The organism is Brevundimonas sp., assembly GCF_051860745.1.
Classification (GTDB): domain Bacteria; phylum Pseudomonadota; class Alphaproteobacteria; order Caulobacterales; family Caulobacteraceae; genus Brevundimonas.
This window is the reverse complement of the sequence record NZ_JBHYDN010000010.1, coordinates 1-15,118: the sequence shown is the minus strand read 5'-3', so window position 1 is coordinate 15,118 and position 15,118 is coordinate 1. Positions and strand designations below refer to the sequence as shown.

18 protein-coding genes and 2 tRNA genes are annotated in these 15,118 nt (G+C 67.4%); 13 read left to right on the top strand and 7 right to left on the bottom strand.

Annotated elements, in window-relative coordinates; all coding sequences use genetic code 11:
• The first annotated feature begins 61 nt into the window (after window positions 1-61).
• Window positions 62-640, top strand: coding sequence for a LemA family protein (locus tag ACTIEW_RS11530; RefSeq protein ID WP_439478049.1), 579 nt, complete (start codon window positions 62-64; stop codon window positions 638-640).
• Between the two features lie 12 nt (window positions 641-652).
• Window positions 653-1,684: a M48 family metallopeptidase gene (locus tag ACTIEW_RS11525; RefSeq protein ID WP_439478048.1), complete on the top strand. Its 1,032-nt coding sequence runs from the start codon at window positions 653-655 to the stop codon at window positions 1,682-1,684.
• Here ACTIEW_RS11525 and ACTIEW_RS11520 read toward each other — a convergent pair.
• The gene (locus tag ACTIEW_RS11520) at window positions 1,654-2,412 is read right to left on the bottom strand and encodes an arginyltransferase (RefSeq protein ID WP_439478047.1); all 759 of its coding nucleotides are present in this window, start codon (window positions 2,410-2,412) and stop codon (window positions 1,654-1,656) included. The two genes, ACTIEW_RS11525 and ACTIEW_RS11520, sit on opposite strands and share 31 nt — an antisense overlap.
• 123 nt (window positions 2,413-2,535) lie before the next feature.
• Complete coding sequence (locus tag ACTIEW_RS11515; RefSeq protein ID WP_439478046.1) at window positions 2,536-3,438, bottom strand: flagellar motor protein MotB; 903 nt, start codon at window positions 3,436-3,438, stop codon at window positions 2,536-2,538.
• 113 nt (window positions 3,439-3,551) lie between these two features.
• Here ACTIEW_RS11515 and ACTIEW_RS11510 point away from each other — a divergent pair, with 113 nt between their 5' ends.
• Both ACTIEW_RS11510 and ACTIEW_RS11505 read left to right on the top strand, forming a co-directional pair.
• Complete coding sequence (locus ACTIEW_RS11510) at window positions 3,552-4,049, top strand: flavin reductase family protein (protein ID WP_439478045.1); 498 nt, start codon at window positions 3,552-3,554, stop codon at window positions 4,047-4,049.
• The gene (locus tag ACTIEW_RS11505) at window positions 4,046-4,915 is read left to right on the top strand and encodes an NAD(P)-dependent oxidoreductase (protein ID WP_439478044.1); all 870 of its coding nucleotides are present in this window, start codon (window positions 4,046-4,048) and stop codon (window positions 4,913-4,915) included. The genes ACTIEW_RS11510 and ACTIEW_RS11505 overlap by 4 nt, the downstream gene beginning before the upstream one ends.
• Before the next feature lie 71 nt (window positions 4,916-4,986).
• Here ACTIEW_RS11505 and ACTIEW_RS11500 read toward each other — a convergent pair whose 3' ends face one another.
• The gene (locus ACTIEW_RS11500) at window positions 4,987-5,832 is read right to left on the bottom strand and encodes a trypsin-like serine peptidase (protein WP_439478043.1); all 846 of its coding nucleotides are present in this window, start codon (window positions 5,830-5,832) and stop codon (window positions 4,987-4,989) included.
• 86 nt (window positions 5,833-5,918) lie between these two features.
• Here ACTIEW_RS11500 and ACTIEW_RS11495 point away from each other — a divergent pair, with 86 nt between their 5' ends.
• Complete coding sequence (locus ACTIEW_RS11495) at window positions 5,919-8,099, top strand: S9 family peptidase (protein ID WP_439478042.1); 2,181 nt, start codon at window positions 5,919-5,921, stop codon at window positions 8,097-8,099.
• 17 nt (window positions 8,100-8,116) lie between these two features.
• Window positions 8,117-8,242, top strand: coding sequence for a hypothetical protein (locus tag ACTIEW_RS11490; protein WP_439478041.1), 126 nt, complete (start codon window positions 8,117-8,119; stop codon window positions 8,240-8,242).
• Between the two features lie 7 nt (window positions 8,243-8,249).
• Here the strand turns inward: ACTIEW_RS11490 and ACTIEW_RS11485 are convergent, their stop codons facing one another.
• The gene (locus ACTIEW_RS11485; protein WP_439478040.1) at window positions 8,250-8,705 is read right to left on the bottom strand and encodes a response regulator; all 456 of its coding nucleotides are present in this window, start codon (window positions 8,703-8,705) and stop codon (window positions 8,250-8,252) included.
• 189 nt (window positions 8,706-8,894) lie between these two features.
• Window positions 8,895-8,968 (bottom strand) — tRNA-Gln (locus ACTIEW_RS11480).
• A gap of 156 nt (window positions 8,969-9,124) precedes the next feature.
• Here ACTIEW_RS11480 and ACTIEW_RS11475 point away from each other — a divergent pair.
• Window positions 9,125-9,201: transfer RNA gene (locus tag ACTIEW_RS11475), tRNA-Pro, on the top strand.
• Between the two features lie 51 nt (window positions 9,202-9,252).
• Here ACTIEW_RS11475 and ilvC read toward each other — a convergent pair.
• A complete protein-coding gene (ilvC, locus tag ACTIEW_RS11470) occupies window positions 9,253-10,269 on the bottom strand; it encodes a ketol-acid reductoisomerase (RefSeq protein ID WP_439478039.1) in 1,017 nt (338 codons plus the stop codon).
• Between ilvC and ACTIEW_RS11465 the strand changes: the two genes are divergently transcribed.
• Window positions 10,268-10,816, top strand: coding sequence for a DUF924 family protein (locus tag ACTIEW_RS11465; RefSeq protein WP_439478038.1), 549 nt, complete (start codon window positions 10,268-10,270; stop codon window positions 10,814-10,816). The two genes, ilvC and ACTIEW_RS11465, sit on opposite strands and share 2 nt — an antisense overlap.
• On the opposite strand, the gene ACTIEW_RS11460 is transcribed toward ACTIEW_RS11465, so the two are convergent.
• Window positions 10,806-11,615: a hypothetical protein gene (locus ACTIEW_RS11460; protein ID WP_439478037.1), complete on the bottom strand. Its 810-nt coding sequence runs from the start codon at window positions 11,613-11,615 to the stop codon at window positions 10,806-10,808. The genes ACTIEW_RS11465 and ACTIEW_RS11460 overlap by 11 nt on opposite strands.
• A gap of 365 nt (window positions 11,616-11,980) precedes the next feature.
• Between ACTIEW_RS11460 and ACTIEW_RS11455 the strand changes: the two genes are divergently transcribed.
• The 5 genes from ACTIEW_RS11455 to ACTIEW_RS11435 all read left to right on the top strand — a co-directional run bounded on the left by ACTIEW_RS11455 (window position 11,981) and on the right by ACTIEW_RS11435 (window position 15,014).
• Window positions 11,981-12,853: a thymidylate synthase gene (locus ACTIEW_RS11455; RefSeq protein WP_439478036.1), complete on the top strand. Its 873-nt coding sequence runs from the start codon at window positions 11,981-11,983 to the stop codon at window positions 12,851-12,853.
• A 206-nt stretch (window positions 12,854-13,059) separates the two neighbouring features.
• Window positions 13,060-13,374 (top strand): phosphoribosyl-ATP pyrophosphohydrolase, encoded by a 315-nt coding sequence (locus ACTIEW_RS11450; RefSeq protein WP_439478035.1) that lies wholly within the window; start codon window positions 13,060-13,062, stop codon window positions 13,372-13,374.
• A gap of 73 nt (window positions 13,375-13,447) precedes the next feature.
• Entirely contained in the window at window positions 13,448-14,119 is a 672-nt protein-coding gene (locus ACTIEW_RS11445; RefSeq protein WP_439478034.1) for an aquaporin, read from the top strand.
• Window positions 14,120-14,175: 56 nt separating this feature from the next.
• Entirely contained in the window at window positions 14,176-14,691 is a 516-nt protein-coding gene (locus ACTIEW_RS11440) for a dihydrofolate reductase (RefSeq protein WP_439478033.1), read from the top strand.
• A 2-nt stretch (window positions 14,692-14,693) separates the two neighbouring features.
• On the top strand, window positions 14,694-15,014 hold the full coding sequence (locus ACTIEW_RS11435) for a YbjQ family protein (RefSeq protein ID WP_439478032.1): 321 nt from the start codon (window positions 14,694-14,696) through the stop codon (window positions 15,012-15,014).
• Window positions 15,015-15,118: the final 104 nt, after the last annotated feature.

Sequence of the window (15,118 nt, the reverse complement as noted above, 5' to 3'; positions counted from 1 at the left end):
ATTTCACTATCCGCGCCGCAGGACGCGCGCGATACTCGCCGCCTAGGCCGGAGAAACTGAAATGATCGTCACCCTGATCGTCATCGCCGTCATCGTCGCCCTGGTGTTGTTCCTCGTCGTCGGCGCCTACAACAAGCTGGTCGCCCTGGACCAGCGCGCGGACCAGTCGTTCGCCGACATCGACGTGCAGCTGAAGCAGCGCCAGGACCTGATCCCCAATCTCGTCGAGACCGTGAAGGGCTACGCCTCGCATGAACGCGGCACCCTGGACGCCGTCACCCTGGCCCGGGCGGCCGCAGCCGGCGCGACCTCGGTCAACGACAAGGTCCAGGCCGAGAACATGTTGACCGGCGCGCTTGGCCGTCTGTTCGCGGTCGCCGAGGCCTATCCGGACCTGAAGGCCAACACCAACTATCTGGAGCTGCAGCGCGAGCTGTCGGACATCGAGAACAAGCTGGCCGCCGCCCGCCGCTTCTTCAACAGCGCGGTCTCGGAGTTCAACGCCGTGCGCCGTCAGTTCCCGACCGTCCTGTTCGCCGGAATGGTTGGTTTCGGCGCCGACAAACCCTTCTTCGACGTGGGCGAGGGTGATCGCGCCGCCATGAACGCCGCCCCGCCCAAGGTCAGCTTCACGGCGTAGGGGATCGCTTTGATGGGCGCCGTCGGGCTCCAGACCCACATCTGGGCGAACAACACCCGCTCGATCCTGCTGCTGGTCGCCTTTCCCATCCTGATGGTCGGCATCCTGTACGGGGCGCAGCTGATCCTGATGGGGTTCGGTTTCCTGCCGGGGACCGGCCGGGGGCTCGGCGACGACATGGCGCTGGCGGCGAGCTGGCTGGGCTGGACCGTGCCGATGGCCGGGGTCGCGGCGGCCATCTGGTTCGCCATCGCCTATTTCGGCAGCCAGACCATGGTCGATCTGATGACCGGAGCTCGCAAGGTCGAGCGGCGGACGGAGCCCGACCTCTACAATCTGCTGGAAAACCTCGCGATCTCGCGCGGTCTGCGGACGCCGGCGCTGCGGATCATCGAGAGCGACAGCCTGAACGCCTTCGCCACCGGCCTGCATGAGGGCCAGTACAGCATCACCGTGACCCGCGGCCTGATGACGGCCCTGACCCGCGACGAGCTCGAAGCCGTGCTGGCCCATGAGCTGACCCACGTCATCAACAAGGACGTGCGCACCATGGTGATCGCCTCGATCTTCGCGGGCATCATCAGCGTCATCGCCGAACTGGTCTTCCGGAGCCTGATCTATTCCCGGGGCGGCGGTCGGCGGGACAACAAGAACGCCCTGCCGCTGATCCTGGTCGGCCTTGCCTTCGCCGCCATCGGCTTCGCCCTGGCGATCGTGATCCGGATGATGCTGTCGCGGACGCGGGAGTTTGTCGCCGACGCCGGGGCGGTCGAACTGACCAAGAACCCGGACGCCATGATCTCGGCCCTGCGCAAGGTCGAGGGCCGGTCCAGCCTGAAGGGGCCGGATGAGGTGCAGCAGCTGTTTCTCGACAACCAGCCCGACGGCGTTGGGCTGGAAGGGATGTTCGCCAGCCATCCGCCGATCCAAAAGCGGATCGACGCGCTCGTGAAATTTGGTGGCGGGATTGATCCGGGCGTGTGGTCCGTCGAGGAGACGGCGCCGGCCCAAGCCTACGCGACGTCGACGCCCGTCGCCGGCTGAGCCATCCGCTCCCAACCCAGTTTCGTCAGCTGCTCCATCGGCCGGAACTCGGCCTTGTAGTCCATCTTCTTCGAGCCCCGGACCCAGTAGCCGAGATAGACGAAGGGCAGGCCGACGACCTGCGCCTGGCGCACATGGTCGAGGATGGCGAAACGGCCGAGGCTGCGGGCCTCCAGGGCGGGATCGAAGAAGCTGTAGACCATGGACAGGCCGTCCCCGAGCAGGTCGGTCAGGCAGACGCCGACCAGATCGCCGGGGCCGCCGTCCGACGAGGGGAGACGGTATTCGATCAGATGGGTGCGGACAGCCGTGTCCTCGACCATGGCGATATAGTCCAGCCAGCCCATGCTGCTCATGCCGCCGCCGGGATGGCGGCCATGGAGGTAGCGGCGCAGCAGATCGAACTGCTCCGTCGTGGCTTCAGCTTCGACCAGATCGCGTGACAGGTCGGTGTTTCGTTTCAGTACCTTGCGCTGGGATTTTGAGAAATTGAACCCGGACACGGGCAGGCGGACCGAGACGCAGGCGTCGCAGGATTCACAGGCCGGGCGATAGGCGATGTTCTGGCTGCGGCGGAAGCCGGCCTGGGTCAGTTCGTCATTGACGTGAACCCCCTCGCTGAACGGCAGATTGGCGAACACCTTCCGCTCGGTCTGGCCGGGCAGATAGGGGCAGGGGGCCACGGTCGTCATGTAGAAGCGTAGCTGGCGCTGGGGAACGAAGGTCACGGCCTCAGGTCCGCATCCAATTTCGCCGACAGTGGGGCGCTGGCCGCTTCATGGTCCGATTTGCACCCGCGCCGCAGGGCGGGGCAAGGCCATTCGCCCCACGCAAGCATGCGGGGCGACGGCTCACAGGCTGGTGTCCGTCGGCAGGACCGGGGCCTCGCGCAACAGGACGATGGCGATGCGGCGGTTGCCGGCCAGGGCGGGATCGTCAGGATACAGCGGATCTGAGCCGGCCTTGCCCGATACCTGATAGACCCGGTCCGCATCGACGCCGGCGCTCTGAAGAATCAGGCGCGAGGCGTTTGCGCGGGCCGAAGACAGGGCCCAGTCGGTCGGCAGGGTGGCGCGGTTCGACCCGGGCGCGGCCGAGGTGTGGCCGGTGACCGAGATGCGGTTGGGTAGCTGGTTGATGACCCGCGATATGGTCCGCAACAGCAGTTGGGCGCGGGCGTTCGGGCGGGCGGAGGTCGGCTCGAACATCGAGCGACCCTCCTGGTCGACGAGCTGGATACGCAGTCCCTCGGGGGTCTGGTCGATGATCAGCTGTTTCGACAGTTCGGCCAGTTCGGGCATCGACTGCATCGCCTGACGCAGCGATTCGGCGGCCGAGGCGAATTCGGCGGCCTCGCGGCGGGCGATCTCCTCGCGCAGGGCTTCCTCGCTGGCGGCGGCGAGGTTTGCGTTCTGGCCGACTTCCTGGGGTGCGTTCGCCGGAGCCTCGGGGGCCAGTTCACTGATGACGGCTTGCGAACCCGAGCTCTTGGCGCCGTCATCCCCGAGCGAGGTGCCGCCCAGGATGCCGCCCGAGCCTGACGTGGTCGGCGAGACGCTGGCCGGGGCGAAATATTCAGCGATGCCCTTCTTCTGTTCCGGATCGGTCGTGTTGATCAGCCACATCAGCAGGAAGAAGGCCATCATGGCCGTCACGAAGTCGGCATAGGCGACCTTCCAGGCGCCGCCATGGTGGCCGCCGCCGACGACCTTCTTGATCTTCTTGATGAGGATCGGGCGATCGCTCAGGGACATGGGGACGCGGACCTTTGGCGGGAACTCCGGGGCAGGGTGGGGGCGTCAAGGTTAAGGCCGCGTTTCCCACGTCTCGCCTTGCCCGGACGCAGTCGGTCGCTTAGTCGTCAGACGTGAGCACTGCCGATCCCGACGCCTTTGACCTTGCCGCCTATCGCCGGGCGCTGGGCGGATTCGCGACCGGGGTCTGCGTCGTGACAGCCCATACCCCGGACGGGCCGTACGGGATCACGATCAACTCCTTCACCTCCGTGTCCCTGAAGCCGCCGCTGGTGCTGTGGTGTCTGGACCGGGCGTCGGACCGGCACGACGGTTTTGCGGGCGCCGAACGGTTCGCTGTGCATATGCTGCCGGTCGAGGACCGCGAGATGTCGGACCGCTTTGCCTGGGGGATCTGCCGTCTGTCGTCGGACGAATTCGACAGTTCCAGCGCGGAGCCCCCGATCCTGAAGAACGCGCTGACGCGGCTGGACTGCATCACTACGGAGCGAATTGTCATGGGCGACCACCTGACCATCGTCGGGGCGGTGAAAGGGTTCGAAACCCGGCCGGGAGCGGGCCTGACCTATTTCCGTGGTCGCTACGGGGTCGCCGGGGAGCCGGGCACATGAAGATCGGTTTCGCGGGCCTGGGCGTCATGGGGGGGCCGATGGCCCGGCATCTGGTTCAGGCGGGACATCAGGTGTCCGGCTTCAACCGCTCGCCGGACAAGGCGCGGGCCTGGTCGACAGCGACCGGCGGCCGATACGCAGCTACGGTGGCGGAGGCGGCCGACGGAGCCGAACTGCTGATCCTCTGCGTCGGCAATGACGACGACGTGCGGCAGGTCGTTGCCGAAGCCTTGCCGCATCTGGCCGACGGAGCCGTGATCGTCGACCACACCACGACGTCGGCCCGGGTCGCGCGCGAAATGGCCGCGCTGGCGGCGGGACAGGGGCGGACCTTCATCGACGCGCCGGTCTCCGGCGGTCAGGCCGGGGCCGAGAACGGCCAGCTCAGCGTCATGGCGGGCGGTGACGCGACGGCGCTCGCGCGGGTCGAGCCGACACTGATGGCCTTTTCGAAAGCCGTGAAGCACATGGGGCCGTCGGGGTCGGGCCAGTTGACCAAGATGGTCAACCAGATCGCCATCGCCGGTGTGGTCCAGGGCCTGGCCGAGGCCGTGCATTTCGCCGAGGTCGCGGGTCTCGATACGAACGCGGCCTATGAGGCCATCTCCAGGGGCGCGGCCCAGTCGTGGCAGATGGACAACCGCTGGAAGACCATGGCCGAGGGGAAATTCGACTTCGGTTTCGCCGTCGACTGGATGCGCAAGGATCTGGGACTGGTGCTGGACGAGGCGCGGACCAACGGTGCGCACCTGTCGCTGACAGCGCTGGTGGATCAGTTCTATTCCGAAGTGCAGTCCATGGGCGGGGCGCGCTGGGACACCTCGAGCCTCGCGGCGAGGCTGCAGGACCGGTCACCGAAGCACTGAGGCCTGACCGCATCAATAGTTTCGCATAATATCTCTTATGCGCATTACGGATGTGGGCAAACAGACCCGGGCTAAGGCCCCTGTCCCACTGTCGGCGCGGCGTCCAGCAGGGCAATGGCCTCGCGGACATACACAGCGTGGGCGACCACCCCGATGCCGAGCGGCTCGTCCGACGGCCGCACCTCGGACGTCAGCACCCCGGCGATGAATGGATGATCGGGCTGGATCGTCCCGGGCAGTTTCCGCGCCGCGGGAGTCCAGAACACTGGCCCGCCGGAATTCCCCGGAAAGACCGGGAAATCAAGCAGGAACACCGGGAATCTCTGGACCGGTGTCAGCGGCCATGACGCAATCCGTCCGGTGCGCAGGATCGGAAACCCGGCCGTGTTGGAGGAATAGCCGCGCGGAAACCCGAGGGTCAGCAGTTCGTCGCCCGGCCCGATCTGCCAGCTGTCGAGGTCCGCTCCACTCGCCAGCCAGCCCAACGGAATAGCGGCGCGGGCGAAGGCCGGCGGCGCCGATATCTCCATAACGGCGACGTCGCGGTCCGGATGTTTGGTCCAGACCGGGTCGCCGGAGGCGTTGCGGATGCGCAAGGGATCGGGCGCGAAACGCCACCCCCCGCCTGGCATTTCGCTGCGCCAGCCCACCCGGGCGTCGCGGCCGCCCATGCCGTCAAGCACATGATGGGCGGTCACCAGCACGGTCCGGGGGGTCCCGTCCGGGCGCGGCGCCTCGATCAGGAAGGCCGTGCCGACGCGGCGGGTGCCGTCGCCGTTGTTCTGGTCGATCTGCACCGTGGCCCTGATCAGGCCGAGGGTCAGGTCCCAGGCGGGAGCAGCGAGCTCCGCGATCGGCGGCTCCTGGACCTGCACCTGCTCCCAGGCGGGTTGGGGCGGCGTCTGAAGATCGAACATCGTCCCTGCCTCGGTCACTGGAGTTTGTCATTTGACGGCGGGTGGCCCGCGCGCACAAGGTCCGGCGTCATTTCAGGGGCTTCGACATGAATCGCCGCGACCTTCTCGCCACATCCGCCGCTGTGCTCGCAGCAACCGCCCTTCCCGTCCAAGCCCGCCCATCCGGAGCCTCGATGTCCCAAGGAACACCCGTCCCGCCCGTTGCGAAGAAGATTCCGGTGCGCATCGAGCAGCTGGGGCGCGTCCGCACCGACGACTATCAGTGGATGAAGGACGACAACTGGCAGGCCGTGCTGCGCGATCCGACGCTGATCAAGGCCGACGTCAAGGAACACCTCGAGGCCGAGAACGCCTACCGCGAGGCGATGATGGTCTCGACCCTGCCGCTGCAGGCCGGGATGTTCGAGGAGATGAAGGGGCGGATCAAGGAGGCGGACAGCTCGGTCCCCTCGCCTGACGGCCCCTGGGAATATTACGTCGAATACCAGACCGGGGATCAGCACCCCCGGTACATGCGCAAGCCACGCGGCGGCGGCGGCGAGGCGCAACTGCTCCTCGACGCCAATGCCCTGGCCGAGGGCAAGGCCTATTCGGAAGTTTCGTCTACCGGCCACAGCCCCGACCACGCCCTGTTCGCCTATTCGGAGGACGCACAGGGGTCCGAGGTGCACCAGATTTTCGTCAAGGACCTTGCGACCGGCGCTGTGTTGCCCGATCCGATCGGCTCGGCCATCGGCGACTTCACCTTCTCGCCCGACAGCCAGTGGATGTTCTGGACCAACCGCGACGACAACGGTCGGCCGGACAAGATCTTCCGCCGTCCCGCCCGCGGCGGTGAGGCGACCCTGGTCTATCAGGAGGATGACGACGGGATGTTCATCAGCGTCAGTCGCACCGCCGACGACGCCTTCGTCATCATCTCCGTGGGCAATCAGGAAACGTCGGAAGGCCGGGTGATTCCGGCTGCCACGCCGACCGCGACGCCGATCGTGCTGGAGCCGCGCCACGTCGGGCGACTGTACGAGGCCGACCACTGGGGGGATCGTTGGGTCATCCGAACCAACGCCGACGACTCGATTGACTTCAGGATCGTCGAAGCCCCGACCGCCACGCCGGGCAAGGCGCACTGGACCGACCTCGTCCCGCACACGCCGGGCCGCTACATCGAGGGCATGGCCCTGGTGAAGGACCATATCGGCCGTCAGGAACGGGCTGACGCCAATACGAAGATCGTCATCCGCGATCGTTCGGGCGCCGAGCATGAGATCGCTGTCGATGAACCCGCCTACTCCCTGTCGCTCAGCGGGGCGTCGGAGTTCGACACGACCGTTATGCGCTACGGCTATAACTCGCCGTCCACCCCGACCTCGACGTATGACTACGATCTGGCGACGCGCGAGCGGACCTTGCGCAAGGTGCAGGAGGTGCCGTCGGGCCATGTCATCTCTGACTATGTGGTCGAACGCCTGAACGCCCCTGCCCCGGATGGCGAGCTCGTGCCGGTGACGGTGCTGCGGCGCCGGGACACGCCGATAGATGGTTCGGCTCCGGTGCTGTTGTACGGCTACGGCTCCTACGGCAGTCCGGTCCCCGCCAGCTTCTCGACCAACCGGCTGTCGCTGGTGGACCGTGGCTGGATCTACGCCATCGCCCACGTCCGGGGCGGTTCCGACAAGGGCTGGAACTGGTTCCTGACCGCGCGGCGGATGACCAAGAAGAACACCTTCACCGACTTCATCGCCTCGGCCGAGCACCTGATAGCGCGCGGCTACGCCAAGGCCGGTCATATCGTTGCTGAAGGCCGGTCGGCGGGCGGGATGCTGATGGGGGCGATCAACAATATGCGGCCCGATCTGTGGGCCGGGGTGATCGGCGGGGTGCCGTTCGTCGATGTGATCAACACCATGAGCGACATCAGCCTGCCGCTGACGCCGCCGGAATGGCCGGAATGGGGCAATCCGATCGAGGATCCCGAGGCCTACGACTATATGATGAGCTACAGCCCGTACGACCAGGTCGGGCCGATGGCCTATCCGGCGGTGCTGGCGACCGGCGGCCTGTCGGATCCCCGGGTGACCTATTGGGAGCCGGAGAAATGGGTGGCGAAGCTGCGGCCGGCGACGACCTCGGGCAGGCCGATCCTGCTGAAGATCAATATGGAAGCCGGCCACGCCGGGTCATCGGGGCGGTTCGACTATCTGAAGGAGGTGGCCCACGACTACGCCTTCGCGGTCTGGGCCATCGACAGGGGCTGGGAGCGGGTCTGACCCACTCCCCTGCCGCAATGAGCCCGAACCTTCGAGATGCGGTCGAGGGCGACCTGCGCGCCATCACCGCCCTGTACGCCCGCGAGGTCGAGGGCGGCACCGCGAGCTTCGAGACCACGCCGCCCGGGGCGGCGGCGTCCTGAGGTGAGTTCAGCGCGGCGCGATTCCGGCCGGCTGGGCAGCCAGCCACGGCGCCGGGCTGAAGCGGCGCGGCGGTTCGCCCATGGCGCCATGGCGGATGAACTGGCGGGCGAAGGCCACGACGCCCCGGATGGTGGCTTCGTCGAACGGCTTGGACACCGCCCCCAGCGCGCCCACGAAACCGTCAGGGATCTGTTCCGGATTGGCGGTCAGGAAGACCACGGCCGAGCCGTGTTCCTTGACAAGGCGCCGGGCGATGTCGGGGCCGGTCATGCCGTCCAGCAGGTTGATGTCCACCAGGGCGAGGTCAGGCCGATCACGTTCAGCGATCGCAAGCGCGCCGGTCGTGTCCATGGCGCAGCCGACGACGTCGCAGCCTGACTCGGACAGCACCAGCTCCAGCTCCATGGCGAGCAGAGCCTGGTCTTCAACAATCAGGACCCGAAGGTCGGGTACATCAGACACGGCATTCCCCCGGGCGCTGACCTGCGCATTAACACTGTTGTGTCGGTTAGCGGACACCCAACGCGCGGATGTCCATTCGGTTCACGCCCGGCGGACCAATTCGGCGCCTTTCAATGCAGAAGGGCCCTCACGTCGGGCGTAGGAACACTGGAAGTCTGTCGGAAGGGCTGACGTCGTCAGCGGGGCGGATGGCTGGGGAACAAGGACTCGAACCTTGAATGACGGTACCAAAAACCGGAGTGTTACCATTACACCATTCCCCAGCAGGTCCGGCGCGTCCGGCGCCGAGGCACCGGAAGGCGGTCGAGATACGCGAAGGCCGCGAGCGATGCAAGAACCGGATTCGAGACTATTTCAACGCACCGCAAAACGACGCTTGCGGGCATGAAAGCCCGTGGCTATAAGCCCCCTCCTCAAGTCGGAGTGTGGCTCAGCCTGGTAGAGCACTGCGTTCGGGACGCAGGGGTCGGAGGTTCGAATCCTCTCACTCCGACCATCTTTCCCCGGAAAGAAGAGACAGCCCTTCGGGGCCCTGAGGTTCCCCGCCTCAATCTCCCGCCTTCGCCGCCACCGCGTTCAGATGCGCGCCCACGGCCTCGATCGTGCGGCTGGCCAAGGCCTTGCGCCGCGCCAGCAGGTCGGGCGAGCCGGCGTCATAGTCGGCCATCAGGCGACGCACGAAATCGCCCGAGCGAACCTCGGCCAGGACGGTGTCCATCGCCGCCCGCGACGACTCGCCGATGATGCGTGGGCCAGTCAGATAGGCGCCGTATTCGGCGGTGTTGGAGATGCGGGTGAAGGCTCCGGCGACGCCGCGTTCGAACATCAGGTCGGTGACCAGCTTGACCTCGTAGAAGCATTCGAACCAGGCCACTTCGGACGGATAGCCGGCGTCGACCAGCTTCATGAAGGCGGCGTCGACCAGTTCGGCCAAGCCGCCGCACAGCACCACCTGCTCGCCGAACAGGTCGCTCTCGCATTCGGCGGCGAAGGTGGTCTCGAGGATGCCCTTGCGGCCGCAGCCGAGGGCGGCGGCGTAGGACAGGCCGAGGGCGTGGGCGCCGCCCGAGGCGTCCTGATGCACGCCGAACAGGGCGAAGACCCCCTGCCCCGCTTCGTACAGGTCGCGGATGCGCGGGCCGATGCCCTTGGGCGAGGCGAGGATGACGTCGAGATCGGGACGCGGCTCGACCAGACCGAAGCGGACCGACAGACCGTGAGCGAAGACGAGGGCCGCGCCGGGCTTCATCGCCGGGGCCAGTTCGTCGCGCCACAGGTCGCGATGGGCCTCGTCCGAGACCATGACGGCGACGACGTCGGCGCCGGCGGCGGCCTCGCCGGCGGTCAGGACGGGGAAGCCGTCGGCGAGGGCCTTCGCGCGGGTCGCCGAGCCCGTCTTGAGGCCGACGACGATGTCGTCGACGCCGGAGTCGCGCAGGTTCAGGGCGTGGGTGCGGCCCTGGCTGCCGTAGCCGATGACGGCGACGCGCTTGCCGCGGATGATCGAGCGATCGCAGTCGCGGTCATGGAAGACGGGGAGCGGGGCGCCTAGGTTATCGGTCATGAGCACAGACATAACGCCTTCCGAGGTCATCGCCTTCTGGAAAGACGCCGGCCCTTCAAAGTGGTTCGCCAAGGACGACGCCTTCGACGCCCTGTTCCGCGAGCGGTTCGAGGCCGCTCACTTCGCCGCCGCCCGGCGCGAGCTCGATCACTGGGCGGAGACGCCGGAGGGGTCGCTGGCGCTGCTGATCCTGCTGGACCAGTTCCCGCGCAACAGCTTTCGCGACACCGGCCACGCCTTCGCCACCGATCCGCTGGCGCGGCGTTTCGCGATGATGGCGGTGGACAACGGGCAGGACGGGCGGGTGGAGAACGACCTGCGCCGGTTCTTTTACCTGCCGTTCCAGCACCATGAGGACATGGCCAGCCAGGAGCGCCAACTGGCCCTGTTCCAGCGCATGGAGCGGCCGGACGACGACCGCTGGGCCGAACATCATCACCGGGTGATCGCAGCTTTCGGCCGTTTCCCGCACCGGAACCGGGCGCTGGGCCGCGAGACGACGGTGGAGGAGCAGGCGTTCCTTGACGCCGACGGGTTCAGGGGCTGAGGCCCCTCCCCGCCGCCGCCCGATCCAGCGCCTCCAGGGCCTGATCGAGATCGGACACGCCCAGGCCAAGGTCGAGGCGGCGTTCGCGGGTGCGCAGCAGGGCCTGGCGGTCAGGCGATGAGTCCGCCTCGGCCGGGTCAGAAAAAACAGCGTCCAAAGAGTCCAGAGAGTCCAAAGTTTCATCGGCGTCCGGCTCGCCCGGACCGGGAGCCAGGGCGGCGGCGCGGGCTTCCAGCGCCTCAACCTCGGCCTGGAGGGCGTCGATGTCCGCATCTTCAGTCACCCGGGCGGCGCGGCGCGCGATGGATCCGATCTGACCGGCCACGGTCGTGACTGTTTCGATCGGGTCCGGCTCGGGCGGAGGCGGCGGCGCGGTCGGCGTTCCCTCGGCGACCGCGAGCGCGCAGAGGCGGTCGTGCACCCGAAGCCAGGAGGCGGCCTCGGCGGCGCGGCCGGAGGCGATGGCCCGGCGCAGGCGGAAGCGGGCGCGGTCGGCGAGATCGGCCCAGTCCTCATCCCCGCCGACGGCCCCGGCGTCGGGCGCGGCGTCCTCGGCCCAGCGGTCGGCGTCGGCGGGAAACAGGTCGCTGTCGGCCTGGTCGGCGCGCCGCCAGCCGCCCTCCTTCGCCTTGAGCCGCAGGGTGCTGAGCGCCACCTCATGGCGGTCGCACAGGTCGCGGGCGGGCACGCCGGCCAGATAGGCCTGACGAATGGCTTCCCAGGTCGCGTCGGACCGGGCGTTCCAGGATCGCATGGGATGGTTGGCGGCCAGCAGATGTTCGGGCCAGGCGTTGTCCAATGTTCTGTTCCCCCGCAATGGATCTCGGAGAGTCTAGGGCGGCGGGTTCCTGTGGCGGGCTGGTGACGCTGCTATTTCTGAAAGTCGCGCGGAGTCAGAGGGTTGGGTCCGCGGGATATGCTTACAATCGAGGGATTGTCAGCGCCTGTCTCCTCCCTGTCGCGAAGCGATGGGGAGGTGGCGCGACGCGGCTTCGCGTCGTGACGGAGGGGTAGAAGCGGCGGCGCGGCCCCCCTCCACCACGCTTCGCGTGGTCCCCCTCCCCACTGCGTGGGGAGGAGACAACGGGCGCTACCCACAGCCAGCACGCCAAAGTGTCCACCGTGCGCGTTGGGGATTCGCGAATCAGCGTCCAACGTTTCCCCATGAACGCTGTCGCCACCCTCGCTGACCTGCAGGCCCGCACCGGAGCCGTCGCTGCTGACCACCCGGAGTGGCAGTATCTGAACCTGCTGCGCGACATCCTCGACAACGGGACACAGCGCGACGACCGGACCGGCACGGGGACGCTGGGGGTGTTCGGGCGGCAGATGCGGTTCGACCTGGCCAGGGGGTTCCCGGTCCTGACCACCAAGAAGCTGCACCTGCGCTCGATCATCGTCGAACTGCTGTGGTTCCTGCGCGGCGAGACCAACATCGGCTGGCTCAAGGACAACGGCGTCAGCATCTGGAACGAATGGGCCGACGCCGAGGGCGAGCTGGGGCCGGTTTACGGCAAACAGTGGCGGTCGTGGGCCGCGCCCGCCAAGGACAATGAGGGCCCGCGGGTGATCGACCAGATCACCAAACTGGTCGAGGGGCTGAAGACCAATCCCAACAGCCGCCGCCACATCGTCTCGGCCTGGAACCCGGCCGATGTCGACGACATGGCCCTGCCGCCCTGCCACTGCCTGTTCCAGTTCTTCGTCGCCGACGGCAAGCTGAGCTGCCAGCTGTACCAGCGGTCGGCGGACGTGTTCCTGGGTGTGCCGTTCAACATCGCGTCGTATGCGCTGCTGACCATGATGGTCGCCCAGGTCTGCGGCCTGAAGCCGGGCGAGTTCGTCCACACCTTCGGCGACGCCCACCTGTATCTGAACCATGTGGAACAGGCCGAGACCCAGCTGGCCCGCGCCCCCCTGCCCGCTCCGACCATGACCATCACGCCGCGCGACGACCTGTTCGCCTATACGCTCGAGGACTTCGTGCTCGAGGGGTATGAGGCCTGGCCGCATATCAAGGCGCCGGTCGCGGTGTGACTCTTTGCTATCGTCATTCCGGGCGGAGAGCCGCGCAGTGGCTCGGAGACCCGGAACCCAGCGGCGCCGAAGGCGACCTGTCCCCGCACTCTATTTCGAGCGGCAGCGTCCGCGGCAGGTTCGCGCTCTCGCGCGCCGCTGGGTTCCGGGTCTCCGCTTCGCTTCGCCCGGAATGACGATAGCTTGGAGTAGCCCGGAGGATGTCCTTGAACCTTGCTGACCTGAGCCGCGATGTCCTGCGCATCTCCGACATCTACGCCGCCGAACACGGCATCGAGCGGTCCGGCGACTGGGCCCTGCTGAAGGTGCAGGAGGAGCTGGGCGAGCTGACGGCCGAACATCTGCGCATGAGCGGGCGGGCGCGGGGCGAGGCCGACGCGGGCAAGCTGGGCGACGAGGCGGCGGATGTGCTGGGCATGCTGCTGATCTATTGCGACCGGGCGGGGATCGATCTGGAACAGGCCATGCAGCGGAAATGGCTGCACTGGCTGGACCCGCAAACCGCCGTTCCGCCGGCCTAGCTTCACCGTAAGACTCGGCCCACCCTCCCCTCGACCTCGCGCAAGGCGGGGCCGTAGCAACGGGGAGGTTGCCATGGTGAAGAAGTTTTCGGCCGAGTTCGTCGGCACGATGGTGCTGGTATTGTTCGGGTGCGGGGCGGCGGTGCTCGGCGGGTTCGACCATGTCGGCCAGCTGGGCATCGCCCTGGCGTTCGGTTTCGCCATCGTGGCCATGGCCTATGGCATCGGGCCGATATCGGGATGCCACGTCAATCCGGCGGTCAGTCTGGCGGCCTTTGTGGCCGGGCGGATGTCGCTGAAGGACATGGGCGTCTACTGGCTGGCGCAGTTCCTGGGCGCAGTCGCGGGCGCGGCCATCATCGGGATGATCGCCCAGACGGGCTTCGCCAACCTCGGGGCCAACGGTTTCGACGCAGGGTCGCCGGGCGGCTATGGCCTGCAGGCCGCGTTGATCTTCGAAGTGGTGATGACGGCCATCTTCGTGGTCGTGATCCTCGGCGTCAGCGGCGACGAGAAGCACGGCGCCTTCGCGGGACTGGCTATCGGCATCACCCTGGCCGTGATCCATATCGTCGGCATCCAGGTGACGGGCGTTTCGGTCAATCCGGCCCGCAGCTTCGGCCCCGCCGTGTTGCAGGGCGGAGAGGCGCTGGGTCAGGTCTGGGTCTTCTTCGCCGCGCCGGCCGTCGGTGCGGTGCTGGGCGCGCTGCTGTTCCGCTTCAAGGTGCTGGAACCGGTCGCCTGAGGCTGTAAGAACGGGCGGCGGCCGCATGGGTCGTCGCCTGTTTTTCCGAGGTCCGCTTGGCCCTGCCCCAACTCGTTCTCGTCGTCGCCCGCGCCCGCAACGGCGTGATCGGACGGGACGGCGACCTGCCGTGGCGGCTGCGCAGCGACCTGCAACGGTTCAAGGCCATCACCCTCGGCAAGCCGTGCATCATGGGCCGGCGGACGTGGGAGAGCCTGCCGCTCAAGCCCCTGCCCGGCCGGCTGAACCTGATCCTGTCGCGAGATGAATCGTTCGCGGCGCGCGGGGCCGTGGTCTGCACCACGCTGGACGAGGCGGTCGAGATCGCGCGCGAGACGGCCGAGGAGGACGGGGTCGACGAGATCTGCGTCATCGGCGGGGTCGCCCTGTTCGAAAAGGCCCTGCCGCGGGCGCGGCGACTGTATCTGACCGAGGTCGAGGCCGAGCCCGAAGGCGACGTGCTGTTCCCGGCGTTCGACGAGGGGGCGTGGAAAGAGGTATCCTCCGAGGCCCATCCGGCCGGCGAGAAGGACGACCACGGGTTTGTCTTCCGGGTTCTCGAAAGGAAATGACCATGCTGATCGTGACCACCAACGACGTGCCCGGCTATCGGGTCGTGAAGACGCTCGGACTGGCGCGGGGGATCACGGTGCGATCGAGGAACGCCATCAGCGACGTTGTCGGAGGCCTGCAGTCGATGCTGGGCGGTCGGGTCGGCGCCTATGTCAAATTGGCCGAGGCGTCGCGGGCCGAGGCCTATGAGGAGCTGGTCGCCCACGCGCAGGCGATGGGCGCCAACGCCGTGATCGCCATGCGCTACGAGGCCAATGAGATCATGGAAGGCGTCACCGAGGTGCTGGCCTACGGGACGGCGGTGGTGGTGGAGGACGCGTAGGTTTTAGGTTCCAGGGACTAGGTTTTAGGGAAGAGCCCGAGCTTTGCCCCCTAGAGCGTGGCCCGTTTTGTTGGAATCGGGATTCCCAAATCGGTGGTGATCTG

What these genes read in the sequence shown, in the direction of transcription:
- ACTIEW_RS11530 (WP_439478049.1), top strand. Translation starts at nt 62, where the DNA reads ATGATCGTCACCCTGATCGTCATCGCCGTCATCGTCGCCCTGGTGTTG.
- ACTIEW_RS11525 (WP_439478048.1), top strand. Translation starts at nt 653, where the DNA reads ATGGGCGCCGTCGGGCTCCAGACCCACATCTGGGCGAACAACACCCGC.
- ACTIEW_RS11515 (WP_439478046.1), bottom strand. Translation starts at nt 3,438, where the DNA reads ATGTCCCTGAGCGATCGCCCGATCCTCATCAAGAAGATCAAGAAGGTC.
- ACTIEW_RS11505 (WP_439478044.1), top strand. Translation starts at nt 4,046, where the DNA reads ATGAAGATCGGTTTCGCGGGCCTGGGCGTCATGGGGGGGCCGATGGCC.
- ACTIEW_RS11500 (WP_439478043.1), bottom strand. Translation starts at nt 5,832, where the DNA reads ATGTTCGATCTTCAGACGCCGCCCCAACCCGCCTGGGAGCAGGTGCAG.
- ACTIEW_RS11495 (WP_439478042.1), top strand. Translation starts at nt 5,919, where the DNA reads ATGAATCGCCGCGACCTTCTCGCCACATCCGCCGCTGTGCTCGCAGCA.
- ACTIEW_RS11490 (WP_439478041.1), top strand. Translation starts at nt 8,117, where the DNA reads ATGAGCCCGAACCTTCGAGATGCGGTCGAGGGCGACCTGCGCGCCATC.
- ACTIEW_RS11465 (WP_439478038.1), top strand. Translation starts at nt 10,268, where the DNA reads ATGAGCACAGACATAACGCCTTCCGAGGTCATCGCCTTCTGGAAAGAC.
- ilvC (WP_439478039.1), bottom strand. Translation starts at nt 10,269, where the DNA reads ATGACCGATAACCTAGGCGCCCCGCTCCCCGTCTTCCATGACCGCGAC.
- ACTIEW_RS11455 (WP_439478036.1), top strand. Translation starts at nt 11,981, where the DNA reads ATGAACGCTGTCGCCACCCTCGCTGACCTGCAGGCCCGCACCGGAGCC.
- ACTIEW_RS11445 (WP_439478034.1), top strand. Translation starts at nt 13,448, where the DNA reads ATGGTGAAGAAGTTTTCGGCCGAGTTCGTCGGCACGATGGTGCTGGTA.
- ACTIEW_RS11435 (WP_439478032.1), top strand. Translation starts at nt 14,694, where the DNA reads ATGCTGATCGTGACCACCAACGACGTGCCCGGCTATCGGGTCGTGAAG.